Source organism: Faecalibacterium prausnitzii (genome assembly GCF_003287495.1).
Classification (GTDB): Bacteria; Bacillota; Clostridia; order Oscillospirales; family Ruminococcaceae; genus Faecalibacterium; species Faecalibacterium prausnitzii_I.
Genome location: NZ_PRLE01000003.1, coordinates 276244 through 293984, shown reverse-complemented (window position 1 = coordinate 293984; position 17741 = coordinate 276244). Strand labels below are relative to the sequence as shown.

Here is a 17741-nt window from a genome sequence, read left to right as displayed (position 1 = left end):
ACCCGTTGCTGTTGCTTAGCCCGCGGGTTCCAACGCGTAGGAATGTCTACTGTGGAAGCTGTAAATCGAAAGATTTCATGGCTTTTTGGTTTTGTAAGCCATGGCTGCACGGTTTCTGCACGGTCGGTGTTATCCATGTCCGATGATGTAGGGCGCTGTATTGCATTGCAATCAGTGCCCTTTTTTGCATCAGGTGAGCAGTGCCAGGCGAAGCTTTGCCTTCATTTCCGGGTCGGCATCCTTGAGCAATTCCAAAAGAGCCGTCATGGAGATGGCGGGTTCGCCTGCGGCGGGTACAGCCTGCGGGCTGGGGGTGTCGGGCTTGGCATAGAAGCCGCTTTCAAACTTCTTGCCCAGCTCCACACGGGAGGACTGCTGGATATGGGCGTAGGTGTTCACCAGCATATCCGCACTGGCGTGTCCTGTGGTCCCCTGCACCGCCTTGATGTCGCCGCCGGAGATCATCAACTGATAGGTAGCACTGGAATTGATTAGAGATATGGATGATAATAGCTGCTGATTGATTCAATAAACGCCTTCTGCGGTTTGGAAAGATAATTCCGACTGGAAGATACTACATCAAATTGACGAACGGCCAGCGGATGAGCTATTTTATAGTAGCGCATATCGTCGTGGTCGTAGAGTACCATCCAATCGCTGATGAACGCCGCACCAAGGCCGGAACAGACCAGATGATACGCCGTCACAAGCTGTGACACCTGAAGCCGGACGATGGGGTCGATCTTGGCATCCTCAAACAACGCAACAGAGCGGCTGTACAGGTTGTTGCCCTTGGTCAATAGGATAAACGGCACATCCGCAAAGGGAGCAAGCGAGGGAATCGCCGGACAATCCGGCATGAGATTGCGGCGGAACATAATGTCTCTTGCGGTCAATGCGTAATTTTTCAGAGTGTTGTTGATGGGATAAGAGGTCGGGACGGCGACTAGAACATTGTCCTTGAAAATGGGTGTTCGCCGGAAATTGTCCTTCGGGTTTGGGATGCAGTTAAAGGTCAGGTCGATTTTATTTTCGCGCAGCATTTCGATAAGCTCGTTGGAACTGGCTTCCACCAACTCCAGATGGACGCCCGGATATTGTTTTTGAAAAGTCGTCAGCACAGGCGGCAGGATATAGGAGTTCAGATAATGGGTTCCGCCCAAAACGAGACTGCCGATGTTCAGGCTGGAAAGATCACTCAGCTCTTTGGACAGCTCCGATTCAAGGTGCATGATCTGCTTGACCTTTTCGATGTAGACTTTTCCGGCATCGGTCAATTCCAACGGCTTTTTATCCCGAATGAACAGCGGCATCCCAATCTCCGCTTCGACTTTCTGGATGGCGATGCTCAGAGCGGGCTGCGTTAAATAGAGAGCCTGCGCTGCTTTGGAAAAGCTCCCGGATTGATAGACTTGGTAGATATACTGCATCTCCTGCTTCATAACGTTCACCCTACTGTATCATAAAAAATACTTATAGCTTTATAAAATCTATAAAATTGATTATACTGCACATTGGTGGTATTGTAAAGTCACAAAGAGAGTAACCATGTCGAAAGGAGAATGAACATGGAAATCAACGCATTGCTCATGGACGAAAAAGACAATGTTGTGACTTGCGTGACAGAAGTTGCCGCCGGACAGGATGTTGTCTACCGCAAGGGGCAGGAGTTCTGCACCGTGAAAGCAGAGGAGAACATCCCTTATTGCCACAAGGTCGCATTGGTCGATCTGAAGAAGGGCGACGAGGTCATCAAGTACGGCGAGAGCCTTGGTGTGATGACCGAGGACGCTGCAAAGGGCCACTGGGTCTCCCACAACAATCTGGTCAGCGTGCCACGTGACTACGACAGCGAAATGGTACAGGAATAAGGAGGAATCGGAGATGCAATTCTGGGGTTATAAACGCAAAGAAGGCCGTGCAGGTATCCGAAACCATGTCCTGATCCTTCCCACCTGCGCCTGCGGCAGTGAGAGCTGCCGGATCGTGGCAAGTCAGGTGCGCGGTGCGGTCAACATCGTGTTCAACACCGGCTGCTCCGATGTTGCTGCCAACACCGCAATGTCGCAGAAAGTCCTGACGGGCTTTGCCTGCAACCCGAACGTTTACGGCGTCGTTATCATCGGTCTGGGCTGTGAGACCGTTCCCCACGCAAAGCTGCGTGAGAAGATCCAGGCCATGACCAGCAAGCCGGTCGTTTCCTTTGGCATTCAGGAAGAGGGCGGTACCCTCAAGACCATTGAGAAAGCGGTTCGCGCCGCCAGCAAGATGGCAGCGGAAGCTGCCATGCAGCCGAAAGAGCTGTGCGACATCTCCGAGCTGATGCTGGGCATCGAGTGCGGCGGTTCGGACGCCACTTCCGGCATTGCCAGCAACCCGGCAGTCGGCGAACTGAGCGATCTGCTGGTCGATCTGGGCGCAACTACCATGATGAGCGAGTCCATCGAATGGATCGGCGGCGAGCATCTGCTGGCAAAGCGTGCGGCTGCCCCGGCCATCCACAACCAGATCATTCAGGTCTGCAAGGACTACGAAGCCCATCTGAAATCCGCTGGTCAGGACTGCCGCGCCGGTCAGCCCACCCCCGGCAACAAGGCAGGCGGCCTGTCCACTCTGGACGAGAAGAGCCTTGGCTGCATCCGCAAGGGCGGCACCCGTCCCATCGTCGAGGTTCTGGAACAGGCTGTTCCTCCCACGAAGCGCGGCGCAGTCGTTATGGACACCGCCGGCTATGATATTTCCTCTGTCACCTCGATGGTCGCTGCAGGCTGCAACGCAGTCATCTTCACCACGGGCCGCGGCACCTGCACCGGCAACGCCATCGTCCCCGTCCTGAAGGTCACGGCAAATGCTCGTACTTATCAGCACATGGAGGACAACATGGACGTGGACCTCAGCCCCATCGTGCGCGGCGAAAAGACCTATCAGGAGATGGGCGCAGAGATGCTGAACAACATTCAGGATATCTGCAACGGTAAGATGACCAAGGCGGAAGCATTCGGCTTCTCGGATATTGCAGTCGATCATGTCTGCCGCTTCGTGTAATTGTGTCAACTGCGGGAGGATCACAAATGGATATCAAACGATTCCCGGAAAAGATGGGAGACCTTCCTATCGACTTTTCCAATCCCAAGCGCACGCTGATTTCCGGTCTCTTTCAGGAGACTGCAAAGGTCGGCGGACAGCCTCGCAAATTTTTGACCTATATTCCGGAGGGTCTGGATTACTGCCAGCCCTGTCTGGTCGCTGCGATCCCTTCCGGTGAGAAGCCGGAAGAGTATCTGGAAGCTTCCGGTCTGAAAGCTTTCGCAGAGGACAAAAAGCTGTTCCTGCATCTGGCAACGTCGGAGACTGCATGGAACGCGGACGGCAGTGATGCCGATTATCTGAACGCCATTTACGTTGCGATTCAGGCACGCGATTTCTATATTACGATGCAGGATAACATCTATCTCTGCGGCATCGGTGATGGCAGCTTTGCCGCACATCAGGCTGCACGCCGGATGGCAAGCGAGTGGAGCGGACTGATGACGTTCGGCGACCTGAACGGCGATCTGAACACAGAACATACCGCTCTGCGCGGCGAGTCCGATCAGGGTGAAGTAGAGCTGAAAGTCATGGGTATGGCTGCACAGCTCCCCGTCTGGATGAGCATGACCGCAAAAAACGCAGACAACACCGCTGCTGTTGACTTCTGGAAAGAGCAGAACCATGTTGTCGGTGCACCGCTGTCCGGAGAAGGCGCAGATGAGATCTGGATGCCGACTCCGGTGCGCGTTCTGAGCGAAGTCAATGAGGAGCAGATCGCACAGGTTCGTCTGGCCGTTCGTGAAGATCCTTTTACGAAAGAACAGATGGAAGCGGCATGGAGCTATATCGGCCTTGCACGCCGCCACAGAGGCCCCGGCAAGAAGCAGCTGCGCTATTTCAAAGAGCCGATCGCTTGTGGCGCGGAAAAGAAGACCATGGAAGTGGACGGCATGACACGCACTTGGTACGAGTATGTGCCGAAGAGCTGCACTCCGGATCAGAAATGGCCGCTGGTCGTTGTGTTCCACGGTCGCGGAGGCACAGCAGAGACGTTCTTTGATCTGAGCTGTGTTTCCACCGTTGCAGAGGAACGTCACTTTATTGCGGTCGTTCCCGAAGCTGGCGTCTATCAGCAGAAGCCGAACGGTCTGCGCAATGTCCTCCTGTGGTGCGGCATTTATCAGGATACTCCGGTGGACGATGTGAAGTTTATCCGGGAACTGGTGGCAGATGTAGAGAGCCGTCATTCGGTGGATAAGAGCCGTGTCTATGCAATGGGTCAATCCAGCGGCGGCATGATGAGCGACCTGCTGGCTTATACCGCTGGCGACATTTTCGCTGCGGTTGCTCCGTGGTCTGCACTGCGCTGCCCCAGCAAGATGTATCGTGAGTGGCCTGCCTGCGAGCAGCACGTTCCTACAATGATGATCTACGGCGATCAGGACTTCCTCACCGCTGGTCATGGGGAAGACCCGGTGCTGCCCTTCTGCCTCTCGGATGAGCTGCGTGCAACTCTGATGGAGAAGCTGGAAACGTATCATCTGGACCCGGCCAATGTGGAGACTTGGAAAACAGAGCCGATCACATGGTATGCTTTCCCGGACAAACAGGGCGTGCCGATGGTCGTGATTGGACGTGTGGACAACATGGTCCACGCAAATTACCCGGAAGAGAGCTGGATCAGCTATGACCAGTTCCTCAGCCAGTTTCATCGCAGCGAAGACGGTACGCTGTATTACCGTGGCCGTCCCGTCAATGAATCAGACGTTTAAGACATTCGAGTGGAGGAATCACAAATGACGACTCAAATGATCATTTGCTTTGCAATCAGTGCTGTTGTGATTGCAGGTTATATCTGGAATAAGCTCTCCGTCGGTACGGTGGGTTGTATCGGCATCGTTCTCTTCCTGCTGACCGGCTGCATTGGCCCGAAAGATATTCTGGGCAATATCGGCAACGCAAACCTCGTGATGATCACCAGTATGTTTGTCATCTCAGAAGGTTTCAAGCGCACGAAGGCCATCCATCTGGTGGCAAGCACCGTCAAAAAAATCTCCAAGGGCAGCATGGTCATGGTCATGCTGGGCTTTACACTGGCGACTGTTATGGCGGCTACCTTTACCGGCAGCGCAGTTGCAGCGTTCTGCATTGTGGCTCCGATCGTTACCGCAACCTGTGAAGAAATGAACATCAGCATCAGCAAGACCATCTTCAGCGTCGGCCTTGTCAGTATCGCAGCCTGTGCAATTATCCCGGTCGGCGGCTCTCTGGCAATGCTGGCTGAGCTGAACGGCTACATTGCAGCGAATGGTTACGAGCAGTACACCATGGAGGCAATGGATCTGTTCAAAGGCCGTGGCATGAGCCTGCTGGTCCTGATTCTTTACACCACTTTTGTTGGTTTCCGTTTTGCCCCTGAGAAGCCCATCGTTGCAAGCAAGGACAGCTCTGAACTTTCCAAGCGCGTTGCACATCACGAGCCGCTGAAACAGCCGCAGGAGATCTCTGCGATCGCAATTTTCTGCCTCGTTTCTCTCTGCCTGATCTTCAATACTCCGCTGAACAATGTGCTGGCTGCGATCGGCGGTCCGAATCTGGCTGCTTGGGAAATTTCCTTTATCGGTGCCGTTGCAACCGTTGCCACCGGTGTTCTGTCTTCTAAGGAAGCTTGCGCTTCCATGCCGATCGACCTGACCCTGATGGTCGCTGGCGGTCTGTGCATGGGCTCTGCGCTGGCAAACACCGGTGCAGGTGACCTGATCGGCAACGCTATCGCAAGTACGGCATCCAGCCTTGGCAATCCCTACCTCATCGGCGCACTGTTCTATCTGATCCCCTTCTTCCTGACCCAGATCATGCAGAACCGTACCGTTATGGCGATTTTTGCTCCCATCGCGATTCTGGCCTGCAAGAGCATGGGCGCAGACTGCACCGGCCCGCTGCTGCTGGTCGCCTCTGCCTGCTGCACCGCTTTCATGACCCCGATGGCAACGCCTACCGTTCCTATGGTTATGGGCATCGGCGGCTATGATATGAAGAGCAACATGAAGCAGTCTATCCTGCCTGCAATTCTGCTGTCCGCTGCAAATATCCTCTGGGTCATGACGATCTATCCGCTCTGATACATAAAAAAGGAGGCACATTACAGTAACTATGCCCATAGGAATTACAACGGATGTTTTGATTACCTGTCTTGGCGCAGTTCTGGGTGTTGTACTTGGAACTCGTCTGCCGGATTCTCTGAAAAAGGCTCTGAACAATACCCTTGGAATCGCAGCCATTGCAATGGGCATCGTTCTGATCTTGAAAGTAAAGAACCTTTCGGCTGTTGTTCTGACATTGGTGATCGGCAGTATTCTGGGCGAGCTGGTGATGCTGGATGACCGCATCCGAAAGCTTGTGACTGGAGTAGTGCATAAGCTGATGAACGGCGCAGCCGCAGATGAGCGGTTTCTTGCTCAGGTCAGTGCAGTTGTGATCCTGTTCTGCTGCGGCGGCACAGGCTGGTACGGTGCATTGAATGAGGGTCTGACCGGTGATGGAAGCATCCTCATCACGAAATCCATTCTGGATTTTGTCACGGCCTGCATCTTCGGCTCTATCCTTGGCAAAATCGTTCCGATGCTCTGCATTCCGCAGGCCATCATCTACGGCGCGCTGTTTTTGGGATCCGGTGCAGTGCAATCCTTTATTACGCCAGATATCATTGCAGACTTTTCCGCAACGGGCGGTATCATTACCCTTTGTGCCGGTCTCAGCCTGGCCGGTATCAAAAAAGATCTGAAGGTTCTGAACCTGCTGCCTGCGCTTATCCTGATTTTCCTGATCTCAAGCGCATGGACTGCACTGATGGGATAATCTGCCACTAAAATCTACTTGCTATTTTCTTTCTTCTTTTTTCTTCATTATACCATTCTCCTTAAAAGGCAACCTCCCTTCCGACGATCACAGTGTCAGAAAGGAGGTTGTTTTTTAGCGGACTTCATTTCGATCGCAAGTCAAGAAATTATCCATGTCCGATTAGGTGATTCGTGCATGCCTTGTGCATGATCTTGGAGAGATTGTACTTCTTCATACTGCCCTCGCTTTACTTTGCGGGATCAGGTCCTGTATAATGGGCTTGACCCTGTGGGGTTTGGCTCGGTGGTTTCGTTGGTAGCGGACACCGGGCCATTTTTCATGCCAAACGCGCCGGAACCACCAACGCCGTAGGCCATGCCGGCTTCGCCGTCGCCGCGGATGCCAACGTCCGTATGGATCCGGCATCCGATGGGCCTGTTCTGTTTGCCCTGCCCCAAAATAGCAAAAACACGAAAAGCTCCCCGCCTGATCCATCGCTAAAAATCAGACGAGGAGCTTTTCCGAGATTGGGCGTTCAGGCCGGCGGTGCAAAGTGGTGGGCTTTGCGGGAGAATGGGCACCGGCCTGCACAAAAAGGAGGAGATGGGAAAGGGTATGGGTCCACAACAGAAGTTGTGTGAAAGTGGCTGAAACTGCGGGAACTGGATCCCTTTGAAAATGGAACAGCCTGTCCCAGGAGTTTGCGCCCTCCGGGACAGGCTGCTCGTAACGAAAAAGGAGGTAATTATGAGCGGATCAGGCTGCCGCGCCGGCAACCATGTTGGGGATAAAGGTAGACAGAGCCGGGCAGTAAGTGGTCAGGATCACGACGATCAGACTTGCAATAACGAACGGCATGACTTCCTTGATGATATCCACGTAGCGGGCACCGGAAAGCTTCTGAGCCATGAACACGGAGCTGCAGAAAGGAGGAGTGATGAAACCAACGCTCAGGTTGACCAGGATGATGGCACCGAAGTGGATGGTATCAACGCCCATTGCAACAGCGGTGGGCAGCAGCAGGGGCACGATCAGCAGGATTGCGGCGTTGATGTCGATCAGCATGCCGCAGATCAGGAACAGGATGTTGGCGAAGATCAGGAAGCCGAACGTGCTGGAGATGTGGGTGGTGACGAAAGCCTTGATGGCCTCAGCAATGCCGATCATGGAAATGACACGGCCGGAGCAGTTGGAGAAGCCGATCAGGATGCAGATGGTAGCGGTGCTGACAGCAGCGTGGACAGTCATATTCATGAACGTCTCATCCACGTTGTTCTTGTTCATCACGCGCTTGACAAAGTAGAAGATGATGCCGTACAGCACGGCGGCCGCACCAGCCTCGGTAGCGGTAAAGATACCACCGTAGATGCCGCCGAAGATGATGACGGGCATGATCAGTGCGGGGATCGCGCGGATAAAGGTCTTACCGATATTGCCAGCGTAGGTGGAGAGAACGAACGGGGTGGTCTCTTTCTCCTCACGGCGGCCCTGACGGAAGTAGTTGATGAGCATGAAAAGGATGATGCAGCAGATAGCCGGGCCAACGGTGCTCAGCCAGACAGCGGAGATGCTGACGCCTGCGCACAGGCCATACATGATGCCGGGGACAGACGGGGGGATCAGGATGCCCAGGAAGCTGGAAGCGGCGGCCAGTGCGGAGCAGTAAGCGTCCGAGTAACCTTTCTTCTTCATCTCGGGGATCATGATACCGCCGATGCAGCTGATGGTAGCCATGCAGGAACCAGTCAGGATGCCGAATGCAGCGGAGGTCAGGATGGTGACAGCGCCCAGAGAGCCGCGCAGACGGCCCACGATGGACTGGATCAGGTCAACCAGAGCATGGGCAATGCCGCTGTGCTGCATGATGGCACCGGCGAAGATGAACAGAGGCACGGCCAGCAGCGGGAAGCTGTCCAGACCGGAGAACGCGACGGTGCAGATGGTGGAGGACTTCATGCCGGCGGCCACGACGACAGCCAGCGTAGCGGAACCGATGGAGTAAGCGACAGGAACTTTGCAGAACATCGCCAGACCAATGAAGAACAGCAGGAAGATGCCTAACAACGCGATAGGATTCATAACAGTACCTCCTCCTTATTCTTCAGCTGCCGCCGCGGGTGTTTCATAGCTGTAGAACAGGCGGCAGACAGAGTGATAAACCATCAGGACCACGCCGATCAGAATGGTGCTCATAGGGATCAGCATGTTGATGTGCATACTTGCGGACTCCTGCGGGCGCTGAGCCATCTTCATCAGATACTGGAAGTAGAAGACGCCGAACAGGACGATGAAGGCCAGGGTGATGATCTCGGAGAAGCGGTTGAAGATCTTCATGAACTTCTCAGGATCTTTGGATCTCTTATCCACGATGGTGTCCATCAGGTCGATGCCGATGTGGCCATTGTTGATGAACGCGCGGCCAGAGCCGATGTAGGTCATGGCAATGAACAGGTAACGCGCCAGCTCCTCACACCAGGGAGAACTGACTTTCAGAACATAGCGGCAGACGACCTGGAAAATGATCGAGAAAGTCAGAACCAGCATGAACGCAGCCAGAAGACCGTCTTCTACTTTGACGACTCCATGTTCGATTTTGCGGCTGGCAATGACCGAATTCCTTTCTTTTTTCATATACAAACCTCAATTTATCAGTTTATAGCCAATTGTTTTCCATAAAATCCGGTTGCCCGGAGGGACAACGGAGGCAGGAAATGTCTTCGCTGCTCTGCGGGCAACCTGGAAAGAATGGATTTCTGGAAATGTTACGGTTTCAGCAGCGATCAGACGGAGAAGTCCTGATTGATGCGGTCCATGATGTCGGAAGGATACTCGCTTGCGTAGCCAGCCCACAGCTCGACAGCTTTCTCTTTCATCTGCTTGTAGAAGTCGGAAGAAGGATCGATCTCCTCAACCTCGAAGCTGCCCTGATCCAGGATGGTCTGCTCGTCGGCACGCATGTTCTCACGGAAGAAAGCGCCGGCCTCGTCAGCAGCCTGCTTGAAAGCGGCCTGCTGGTTTGCGGTCATGCTGTTCCAGAACTCCTCAGAGCAGGTGATGGAAGCGCCGGAGTACATGTAGTTCAGCATGGTGATGTACTTGATCTTCTCCAGAACACCCATGGACTTCATGTTGTAGATGGAGTTATCGACGCCATCCACGGTGCCCTGCTCCAGAGCAGCCAGAGTCTCGGAAGTTGCGATAGCAGCAGGAATTGCACCCAGAGCAGTGTAGAAGTCCTGGCAGGCCTGAGTCTCAGGCACGCGGATCTTCAGGCCGGTCATATCAGCCATGGAGTTGATGGGGCGCTTGACGTTGCCGCACTCACGGAAGCAGTTCTCAGTGGGTGCCACGCGAATCAGGCCGTTGTCGGCATACTGCTTGGTCAGCTCGTCGTTGATCCAGCCGTTGATGTAGTACTCATCGACCTGATCGTAGTCGGTCAGCATGAACGGCAGCCAGGCCCAGCCCAGACCACCGATGGCAGAGTCAACGCCCATATCAGCAACGAATGCGCACTCCAGAGTGCCCAGCTGCAGCATCTCGGTCTCCTCACGCTCGCCGCCCAGAGAACCACCGGCGATCTTGGTGCCCTTGATGGAGCCGCCGGAGTACTTGTCGGCCAGCTCGATCAGCTTGTCCATGCTCTTGTCCTGAACGCCCTCACCGGAGTGGGTGTTGGTGACGCTGAACGAAACAGCGGGATCGGAAGCGGCGGCAGCGGCATCACCGGCTGCAGCGCTTGCCGCGGTGCTGGTAGCAGTGCTTGCGGCAGTGCTCGTTGCGGTGCTGGAAGAGCCGCCACAGGCAGCAAGGGTCAGAGAAGCGGAAGCCAGACCCATAACTTTCAGGAAATTGCGACGATTGATCTTTTTCATAATAACCATACCTTTCCGTGTGATTGCATCTCTTCGCTTAAAGCAGAACATGTGCCGATGCATAGAACACATCTCCCGCATGGATCCGTAGTTTAGGCTTTGCAAGGCGTCTCTTTCTCAATGTGGATGTGGTGGCCGCTGTAGTTGCCGGGCACGACGCCCACCTGATACTTGGCAGCCTCCAGGATCTTGGAGAAGTTTACGCCGGTCTCATAGCCGGACTCGTTGAGCATCCAGACCATATCCTCGGTGGACAGGTTGCCGGAAGCGCCGGGTGCAAACGGGCATCCGCCCAGGCCGCCCAGAGCGGACTGCACTTCATCCACGCCGCTCTCAATGGCTGCCATGGTGTTCACCATGCCCAGTCCGCGGGTATCGTGGAAGTGAACCTGCAGCGTCAGGGCCGGGTAAGCGGCTTTCAGGGCACCGATCACGGCCTTGACCTGTTCGGGGTCTGCCAGACCAACGGTGTCGCACAGGCAGCAGGTGGTCATACCGGCATCCACATAATCTTTCAGGAACGTGACAACGGCCTGCGGGTCGTTGTACTTGCCCTCAAAGGGGCAGCCAAAGGTGGTGGCCAGGTCTACCACGATGTTCATATCGGGGTAAGCGGCGCGGATCTCCTTGTAAGCTTCCAGCGACTGCTCGTGGGTGCGGTTGATGTTGGCCTTGTTGTGGCTGGTGCTCAGCGAGACAACGTAGCAAACCTTGCGCAGGCCCAGCTCATAGGCGTTCTGCGCGCCGCGCAGGTTGGGCACCAGAGCAAACAGGTCCAGATCGGGGTACTTCTTCAGTACCACCTCGGTCACAGCCTTGGCGTCTGCCAGCTGCGGGATGGCCTTAGGGCTGACGAACGAAGTATATTCGATGTGCTTCACACCGGCGGCGACCAGACGGTCGATGACGTCCAGCTTGATCTCCGTGGGGATGGGAGGCGTGCACTTCACGCTCTGGAAACCATCGCGGGGACCAACTTCGATGACTTCGATTTGCTTACTCATAATCATCCAGCTTTCTTTCTCTGTATCGTGTCAGATAACGCCCTTAGCTTTCAGGTCAGCCAGCTTGGCCTCGTCCAGGCCCAGCAGCTTGCCATACACATCGGCATTGTTCTCGCCCAGCAGCGGGGCAGCTTTGCGGGGAGCGGTGCTGGTGCGGGTGGTATGTGCCGGGATGGCAGTGATCTGCAGCTCGCCGATGCCCGGCTGATCGATGGTGGGGAACATACCGCGAGCCCCCGCGATCTGCGGATCCACGACCAGACGGTCGAGGGTGTTCACAGGGCAGGACGGGCAGCCGGCGTCGTTCAGCAGCTTGTCCACTTCATCAATGGTGTGCTGCTTGGTCCAGGGCACGATGATCTCGCGCATGGCCACATGGTTTGCAACGCGGTCCTTGACCTCTGCAAAGCGGGGGTCGGTCTTCAGCTCAGGCTTGCCCATCACATCGCACAGGATGGCGTAGAGCTTGTTGTTGCCGGCTGCGATGACCACGTCGCCGTCCTTTGCGGGGAACGTGTCATACGGGTAAGTGGATTCGTAACGGTTGCCGATGCGCTGGGGAATGCGGCCCGTGGACTGATAGATCATGGTAATGTTCTCCATGGCGGCTGCCACGGAATCCACCAGAGCCACATCCACTTTCTCGCCCTTGCCGGTCCGCTGCTTGTTGACCAGAGCAGCCAGCACACCAACGGTCATGTTCAGCGCGCCCAGCACGTCGCCCATCGGGGTGCCGGTGCGGGTGGCGGGGCCATCGGGCCAGCCGGTGGTGCTCATCAGGCCGCCCATGGCCTGACCAACGATGTCATAACCGGCGCGCTTGCTCAGCGGGCCCGTGTGGCCGAAACCGGAGATCGAGCCGTAGATGATGCCGGGGTTGACCTCTTTCAGCACATCATAGCCCAGGCCCAGTTTCTCCATCGTACCGGGGCGGTAGTTCTCCAGCACGACATCGGCCTTTTTGACCATCTCTTTAAAGATCTCTTTGCCTTCCGGCTCTTTCAGGTTCAGGGTCACGCCGACCTTGCCGCGGTTGAAGTTTGCGTAGTAAACACTGTTGCCGTTGACAAAGGGGCCCATCTTACGAGTATCGTCGCCGCCCTTGGGGTTCTCAATCTTGATCACCGTAGCACCCATATCGGCCATCATCGTTGCTGCATAAGGGCACGCGAGCACGCGGCCCAGATCCAAAACAACGATACCATCCAGCAAACCTTCCATTTCCTGTACACCTCCTGCAAGAATTAACCAAAACCGAAAATACAGTTGTAGAGTGAACTGCCGATGTTTTATTTTATTCATGAACCGTGATATGGTCAATTGTTTGACAAAATGGCCGAAAAGTGTTCCATTCTGTTCCAATTTCGTGTATATTTAGGACGCGTGGAACAAAAAGAGAGAAAAAAGATGCTTTTTCGCAACATCAAGGGAGGAAACATTTTGGGCAACAGTTACAAAATCTGCTTTCTTGGTTATCGAAAATTACGGGAGATGGCGCAGCAGGTCATTGATAAGCTGAATTATCAGGACACCACCGTGGTCATGAAAGAGTGCGCCATCGAAACACTGGAGCAGGTGGTCAACGAGGCGGACAGCGAGGGCTGCCAAGTGTTCGTGGCAGGCTCCGCCAATGCCGAAGAATTCAAGCAGCGCTTTTCCGAGCACCTTGTGGAGCTGCACATTGATATGTCGGACTATGTGTACTGCCTCTGCCGCGCCCGGGATATGGGGGCCAGGCGGGTGGGTGTGACCATCTACCGCAAGAGCCGCCAGATGAATTTTGAGGCTTTACAGGAGCTGGCCGGCATCCCCATTGAGCCCATTTATTTTGAGAGCGAGCCGGAGCTGACCTACCTGCTGGAGCACACCAGTTGTGATTGCGTCATTGGAGCGTCCCTGACGGTGGAGGTGGCCGAGCGGCTGGGGCTGCCGTGCATCCTCATCTACGATGGTGAGTACACCATCCGCACCAGCATTGAGCGGGCCCGCCTTCTGGCCGCGGAGCTGCAGGCCTCCTCCCGCAAGGAGGCCATCACGGACGCGCTGGTCCGGGACGTGCCGGCGGGCATCATCATCACCGATGAGAACGACCGCATTACCACGTTCAACCAGCAGGCAAAAGCTCTGGTGGGCCTGCAGGGCCGCAAGCTCCGGGGCCTGGAGCTGGGCGAGCTGGTTCCCCCGCTCTCTTATAACACGTTTTATAAGAGCGGCCAGATCAAGACCGACCACATCCACCTGCTCAACGGTACCATGGTGCGCTGTGTGCAGACTCAGCTCCAGCAGGGCAACCGCCAGGTGGGAATGCTCATTACCATGCTGCCGGACAGCAGCCGCCGGAAAAAGACGGCGGATACCCAGAAATTTGTGGCCCGGCACCAGTGGAAAGACCTTGTGGGCGATTCGGTGGCCATCACCCAGGCCATGACGGCGGGGAAACAGCTGGCCCAGACCGAGGAGCACATCATGATCCTTGGCGAGAGTGGCACCGGCAAGAGCTTTTTTGCCCAGTGCATCCACCAGAGCTCGCCCCACGCCAGCGAGCCCTTTGTGGTGATCAATGCCACGGTGGTGGGACAGGATGCCTCCCGTACCCTCTTTGGCAGCGAGGAGGGCGCCAACGACCACGCGGGTCTGTTTGAGCTGGCGGGCAATGGCACCATCGTCCTGCAGGGGCTGGGCGGCGCGTCCGAGTCGTTCTTCGCCTGCCTGAGACAGGTGCTGGTCTACCACTCGTTCTTCAGCGTGGGCGGCACCACCCTCAAGGTGTTCCAGGCCCGCATCATCACCCTGCTGGAGCCGGAAGAGGCGGGCCGCTTCCCCCGGGAGCTGCGGGAGATGCTCTCGGTCTTTTCCCTTACCCTTCCGCCGCTCCGGGAGCGGGGCGATGATGTGATCGAGCTGTTCCGGATCTTTGCGGTGCGGGGGGAGGCGGGCACGGTCTCGCTGCGCGGGCAGAAAGAGCTCTGGAAAGAACTGGACGAGCTGCTCCGGTTCTATGCCTGGCCCACCAACCTCATCACCCTTTCGGCGGTGGTCAAGCGGTATGTCTACCTCTACCGGCAGGCCATGAACCCCTCCCCCGGCGTCAAGCGGCAGCTCCTCATCAAGGCCATTGGCGAGGACGAGCTTCTGGAACAGCTGCGGCAGGAATACCCTGCCCTGCAGGACCCCGCCGACAGCACCCCGGAGGCCATTGTGGAGGGCGTTGCGGAGATGAAGCGGCTGCTCAAGTACAACGACAACACCATTGCCGATAAGCTGGGTCTTGGACGGACGACATTGTGGAGAATGCAGAAGAAATCCGGTGCAGCCAAAGCCAAAAAAGAGGAGTGACCTCCGACCACTTACATTATAAATAAGAGAATCAAAAAAGCAGCACCAGCACGGCGCGGAATCCCCCAAAACCGTTGACATACGGGGCGCGGAGGTGTAGACTACTTGTTATAGGGAGTAACAAGTTGCGGCGGCGTTGTCCGCGGCAGACAGCTCCCGAACGATAAGAAAGAAGAAAAAAGGAGAAGCATCATGAAAGTTATCAACACGGAAAAAGCTCCCGGCGCAATCGGCCCCTACTCTCAGGGTTTTGTGGTCGGCAACCTGGTCATTACCTCCGGTCAGATCCCGGTGAACCCCGCTGACGGCTCCGTCGGCGAGGGCATCGCTGCTCAGGCTGAGCAGAGCTGCAAGAACGTTGGCGCCATCCTCGAGGCTGCCGGCAGCAGCTTTGACAAGGTCGTCAAGACCACCTGCTTCCTGGCGGACATGGGCGATTTTGCTGCTTTCAACGAGGTGTACGCAAAGTACTTCACCTCCAAGCCCGCCCGCAGCTGCGTGGCCGTCAAGACCCTGCCCAAGAACGTCCTGTGCGAGATCGAGGCTACCGCTGAGCTGTAAGCGGAGGCTCTCTATCCCTATAAAGAAAAGCAAAAAGCGCTGTTGTGTGTTGCAACAGCGCTTTTTGCTTTACAGCTGATCGTTTTTCAGTTTCTCCAGCACCTCGTCCAGCGAGGCGCACTCCATGGTGTACAGGCTCCGCATCTCGTCGTCGGCGGGGACGAGGTCGGGCACCATGACGGTGATAAAACCGCCCCGGGCACCGGCCCGGACGCCGTTGTAGCTGTCTTCCAGCACCAGGCAGCGGGCGGGCTCCACGCCCAGCTTTTTCGCGGTCAGGAGGAAGATCTCCGGGTCCGGCTTGGAGTGAGCCACATGCTGGCCCGAGACGATAGCCTTGAAGTAATGGGTCATCCCCCACTGGTCCAGATTGTTGCGGATCATGGCCTCCCGGCTGGAGGAAGCCACGGCCATGGGGAGGCGCTGCTCGTCCAGCCAGGCCAGCAGGGCGTCCAGCCCCGGCTTTTTGGGGACAGGGGCGGAGAGGAAGACTTCATCCGCTACCCGGTGCAGACTCTCCACGATGCCATCGGCATCGCAGTCCGGGCCGTAAAAGCTCCGCACCACGTTGCGGGTGGTCTCGCCCGCCGTGCCCCGGGCGGCCTCGGCCAGGCCCTCTTTGTAGGGCAGGCCCAGCGCCTTGAGGGCCGGGTCCCAGAATGTGGCCCACATCCGCTCGGTGTCGAACATGGTGCCGTCCATATCAAAAATCACGCCGTTTATCATAAAAAAGAGTCCTTTCTTTTGGATGCTTCGCACTTTATTCTATCATACTTTACCACAACTTACACGCCTCAAAGATGAAAGATTTTTTGATTCCTTGAAAAAATGATTCAGCATACTATAATAGAAAACAACATTCGGCATTTTTGGCGCGGGGCGTGCTGCCCGCGTTGGCTGTGTGAGATCAGAAAAGAGGGAAAATTATCATGTTGGATATCAAGATCACCCGCACCACTTCTCCCAAGGAGAAGCCGCAGGACGAGAGCAAGCTGGGCTTTGGCAAAAAGTTCACCGACCATATGTTCGTGATGGATTATACGGAGGGCGAGGGCTGGCACGATGCCCGCATCGTCCCCTATGGCCCCTTTGAGCTGGACCCCGCTACCGTCGTGTTCCACTATGCGCAGGAGATCTTTGAGGGCATGAAAGCCTACCGCACCGCGGACGACACCGTGCAGCTGTTCCGCCCCGAGTGCAACGCCAAGCGCTTTCAGGATTCTGCTGACCGTCTGTGCATCCCCAAGATCCCCGTGGAGGATTATATCCAGGCGGTTGAGACTCTGGTGGACGTGGACCGTGACTGGGTGCCCCACACCGATGGCGCTTCCCTGTACATCCGCCCGTTCATCTTTGCGAACGATGTGGGCCTGGGCGTGCACGCTTCCAAGCACTACATCTTCTGCATCATCTGCGCACCGTCGGGCGCTTACTACGCTGAGGGCATCAACCCCGTCCGGATCTACGTCGAAGACGAGTACATCCGTGCCGCTCCCGGCCTGACCGGTTTTACCAAGTGCGGCGGCAACTACGCTGCTTCCATCAAGGCCGGTGAGCTGGCTGAGGAGCAGGGCTACGCACAGGTGCTGTGGCTGGACGGCGTGGAGAAGAAGTACGTCGAGGAAGTCGGCAGCATGAACATCATGTTCAAGATCGACGGCAAGGTCTACACCGCCGCTACCGTCGGCACCGTTCTGCCCGGCGTCACCCGCCGCAGCTGCATTGAGCTGCTGAAAGACTGGGGCTATGAGGTCATCGAGGGCAAGCTGGCCATCGCTGACATCATGCAGGCTGCCCGCGAGGGCAAGCTGGAAGAGGTCTTCGGCACCGGCACCGCCGCTGTCGTCTCCCCCGTCAAGGAGCTGGTCTGGAAAGGCGAGCACGCTTACATCGGCGACGGCAAGATCGGCCCTGTCACCCAGAAGCTGTACGACACCATGACCGGGATGCAGTGGGGCAAGATCCCCGATACCAAGGGCTGGATCGTTCCGGTGGAGAAGAAATACTAAGCCGCTTTCCAGAATTCTTCTGTTCAGAATTTTTGTAAACGCCGCCAGGACAGGACCCCGGCGGCGTTTGCCGTATCCGGATGCTT

General features: G+C 56.1%; 16 protein-coding genes. 8 read left to right on the top strand and 8 right to left on the bottom strand.

Annotated features, from left to right (window positions below):
- Positions 1–189: 189 nt before the first annotated feature.
- Together C4N22_RS07320 and C4N22_RS07315 are read right to left on the bottom strand one after the other, a co-directional pair.
- Positions 190–468, bottom strand: coding sequence for a hypothetical protein (locus C4N22_RS07320; RefSeq protein WP_242980980.1), 279 nt, complete (start codon positions 466–468; stop codon positions 190–192).
- A gap of 23 nt (positions 469–491) precedes the next feature.
- On the bottom strand, positions 492–1442 hold the full coding sequence (locus C4N22_RS07315) for a LysR family transcriptional regulator (protein WP_112148496.1): 951 nt from the start codon (positions 1440–1442) through the stop codon (positions 492–494).
- 126 nt (positions 1443–1568) lie between these two features.
- Between C4N22_RS07315 and C4N22_RS07310 the strand changes: the two genes are divergently transcribed.
- The 5 genes from C4N22_RS07310 to C4N22_RS07290 are packed head-to-tail and all read left to right on the top strand — an operon-like array spanning position 1569 to position 6888.
- The gene (locus tag C4N22_RS07310) at positions 1569–1871 is read left to right on the top strand and encodes a UxaA family hydrolase (RefSeq protein WP_022256559.1); all 303 of its coding nucleotides are present in this window, start codon (positions 1569–1571) and stop codon (positions 1869–1871) included.
- A gap of 13 nt (positions 1872–1884) precedes the next feature.
- The gene (locus tag C4N22_RS07305) at positions 1885–3045 is read left to right on the top strand and encodes a UxaA family hydrolase (protein ID WP_112148495.1); all 1161 of its coding nucleotides are present in this window, start codon (positions 1885–1887) and stop codon (positions 3043–3045) included.
- 26 nt (positions 3046–3071) lie between these two features.
- Positions 3072–4802 carry an alpha/beta hydrolase family esterase gene (locus tag C4N22_RS07300; RefSeq protein WP_112148494.1) on the top strand — a complete coding sequence of 577 codons (1731 nt, stop codon included), beginning with the start codon at positions 3072–3074 and terminating at the stop codon, positions 4800–4802.
- 24 nt (positions 4803–4826) lie between these two features.
- Positions 4827–6152, top strand: coding sequence for an SLC13 family permease (locus tag C4N22_RS07295; protein WP_112148493.1), 1326 nt, complete (start codon positions 4827–4829; stop codon positions 6150–6152).
- A gap of 31 nt (positions 6153–6183) precedes the next feature.
- Positions 6184–6888, top strand: coding sequence for a DUF554 domain-containing protein (locus tag C4N22_RS07290; protein ID WP_112148492.1), 705 nt, complete (start codon positions 6184–6186; stop codon positions 6886–6888).
- A gap of 738 nt (positions 6889–7626) precedes the next feature.
- On the opposite strand, the gene C4N22_RS07280 is transcribed toward C4N22_RS07290, so the two are convergent.
- The 5 genes from C4N22_RS07280 to C4N22_RS07260 form a co-directional block, all read right to left on the bottom strand.
- Positions 7627–8949, bottom strand: coding sequence for a TRAP transporter large permease (locus C4N22_RS07280; RefSeq protein ID WP_112148490.1), 1323 nt, complete (start codon positions 8947–8949; stop codon positions 7627–7629).
- 15 nt (positions 8950–8964) lie between these two features.
- On the bottom strand, positions 8965–9501 hold the full coding sequence (locus C4N22_RS07275; RefSeq protein WP_112148489.1) for a TRAP transporter small permease: 537 nt from the start codon (positions 9499–9501) through the stop codon (positions 8965–8967).
- Between the two features lie 149 nt (positions 9502–9650).
- Positions 9651–10745, bottom strand: a complete 1095-nt coding sequence (gene dctP, locus C4N22_RS07270; protein ID WP_181567184.1) for a TRAP transporter substrate-binding protein DctP — start codon at positions 10743–10745, stop codon at positions 9651–9653.
- A gap of 92 nt (positions 10746–10837) precedes the next feature.
- Positions 10838–11749 (bottom strand): hydroxymethylglutaryl-CoA lyase, encoded by a 912-nt coding sequence (locus C4N22_RS07265; RefSeq protein ID WP_112148569.1) that lies wholly within the window; start codon positions 11747–11749, stop codon positions 10838–10840.
- 30 nt (positions 11750–11779) lie between these two features.
- Positions 11780–12970, bottom strand: coding sequence for a CaiB/BaiF CoA transferase family protein (locus tag C4N22_RS07260; protein ID WP_112148487.1), 1191 nt, complete (start codon positions 12968–12970; stop codon positions 11780–11782).
- A 219-nt stretch (positions 12971–13189) separates the two neighbouring features.
- Between C4N22_RS07260 and C4N22_RS07255 the strand changes: the two genes are divergently transcribed.
- Together C4N22_RS07255 and C4N22_RS07250 are read left to right on the top strand one after the other, a co-directional pair.
- Positions 13190–15085, top strand: coding sequence for a sigma 54-interacting transcriptional regulator (locus C4N22_RS07255; RefSeq protein ID WP_181567183.1), 1896 nt, complete (start codon positions 13190–13192; stop codon positions 15083–15085).
- A 192-nt stretch (positions 15086–15277) separates the two neighbouring features.
- Positions 15278–15646: a RidA family protein gene (locus tag C4N22_RS07250; protein ID WP_022256564.1), complete on the top strand. Its 369-nt coding sequence runs from the start codon at positions 15278–15280 to the stop codon at positions 15644–15646.
- Between the two features lie 69 nt (positions 15647–15715).
- Here the strand turns inward: C4N22_RS07250 and C4N22_RS07245 are convergent, their stop codons facing one another.
- Complete coding sequence (locus C4N22_RS07245) at positions 15716–16372, bottom strand: HAD family hydrolase (protein WP_112148485.1); 657 nt, start codon at positions 16370–16372, stop codon at positions 15716–15718.
- Between the two features lie 203 nt (positions 16373–16575).
- Between C4N22_RS07245 and C4N22_RS07240 the strand changes: the two genes are divergently transcribed.
- Positions 16576–17655, top strand: a complete 1080-nt coding sequence (locus C4N22_RS07240; RefSeq protein ID WP_112148484.1) for a branched-chain amino acid aminotransferase — start codon at positions 16576–16578, stop codon at positions 17653–17655.
- Positions 17656–17741 lie beyond the last annotated feature (86 nt).

What these genes read in the sequence shown, in the direction of transcription:
- C4N22_RS07315 (WP_112148496.1), bottom strand. Translation starts at nt 1,442, where the DNA reads ATGAAGCAGGAGATGCAGTATATCTACCAAGTCTATCAATCCGGGAGC.
- C4N22_RS07310 (WP_022256559.1), top strand. Translation starts at nt 1,569, where the DNA reads ATGGAAATCAACGCATTGCTCATGGACGAAAAAGACAATGTTGTGACT.
- C4N22_RS07305 (WP_112148495.1), top strand. Translation starts at nt 1,885, where the DNA reads ATGCAATTCTGGGGTTATAAACGCAAAGAAGGCCGTGCAGGTATCCGA.
- C4N22_RS07300 (WP_112148494.1), top strand. Translation starts at nt 3,072, where the DNA reads ATGGATATCAAACGATTCCCGGAAAAGATGGGAGACCTTCCTATCGAC.
- C4N22_RS07295 (WP_112148493.1), top strand. Translation starts at nt 4,827, where the DNA reads ATGACGACTCAAATGATCATTTGCTTTGCAATCAGTGCTGTTGTGATT.
- C4N22_RS07290 (WP_112148492.1), top strand. Translation starts at nt 6,184, where the DNA reads ATGCCCATAGGAATTACAACGGATGTTTTGATTACCTGTCTTGGCGCA.
- C4N22_RS07280 (WP_112148490.1), bottom strand. Translation starts at nt 8,949, where the DNA reads ATGAATCCTATCGCGTTGTTAGGCATCTTCCTGCTGTTCTTCATTGGT.
- C4N22_RS07275 (WP_112148489.1), bottom strand. Translation starts at nt 9,501, where the DNA reads ATGAAAAAAGAAAGGAATTCGGTCATTGCCAGCCGCAAAATCGAACAT.
- dctP (WP_181567184.1), bottom strand. Translation starts at nt 10,745, where the DNA reads ATGAAAAAGATCAATCGTCGCAATTTCCTGAAAGTTATGGGTCTGGCT.
- C4N22_RS07265 (WP_112148569.1), bottom strand. Translation starts at nt 11,749, where the DNA reads ATGAGTAAGCAAATCGAAGTCATCGAAGTTGGTCCCCGCGATGGTTTC.
- C4N22_RS07260 (WP_112148487.1), bottom strand. Translation starts at nt 12,970, where the DNA reads ATGGAAGGTTTGCTGGATGGTATCGTTGTTTTGGATCTGGGCCGCGTG.
- C4N22_RS07250 (WP_022256564.1), top strand. Translation starts at nt 15,278, where the DNA reads ATGAAAGTTATCAACACGGAAAAAGCTCCCGGCGCAATCGGCCCCTAC.
- C4N22_RS07245 (WP_112148485.1), bottom strand. Translation starts at nt 16,372, where the DNA reads ATGATAAACGGCGTGATTTTTGATATGGACGGCACCATGTTCGACACC.
- C4N22_RS07240 (WP_112148484.1), top strand. Translation starts at nt 16,576, where the DNA reads ATGTTGGATATCAAGATCACCCGCACCACTTCTCCCAAGGAGAAGCCG.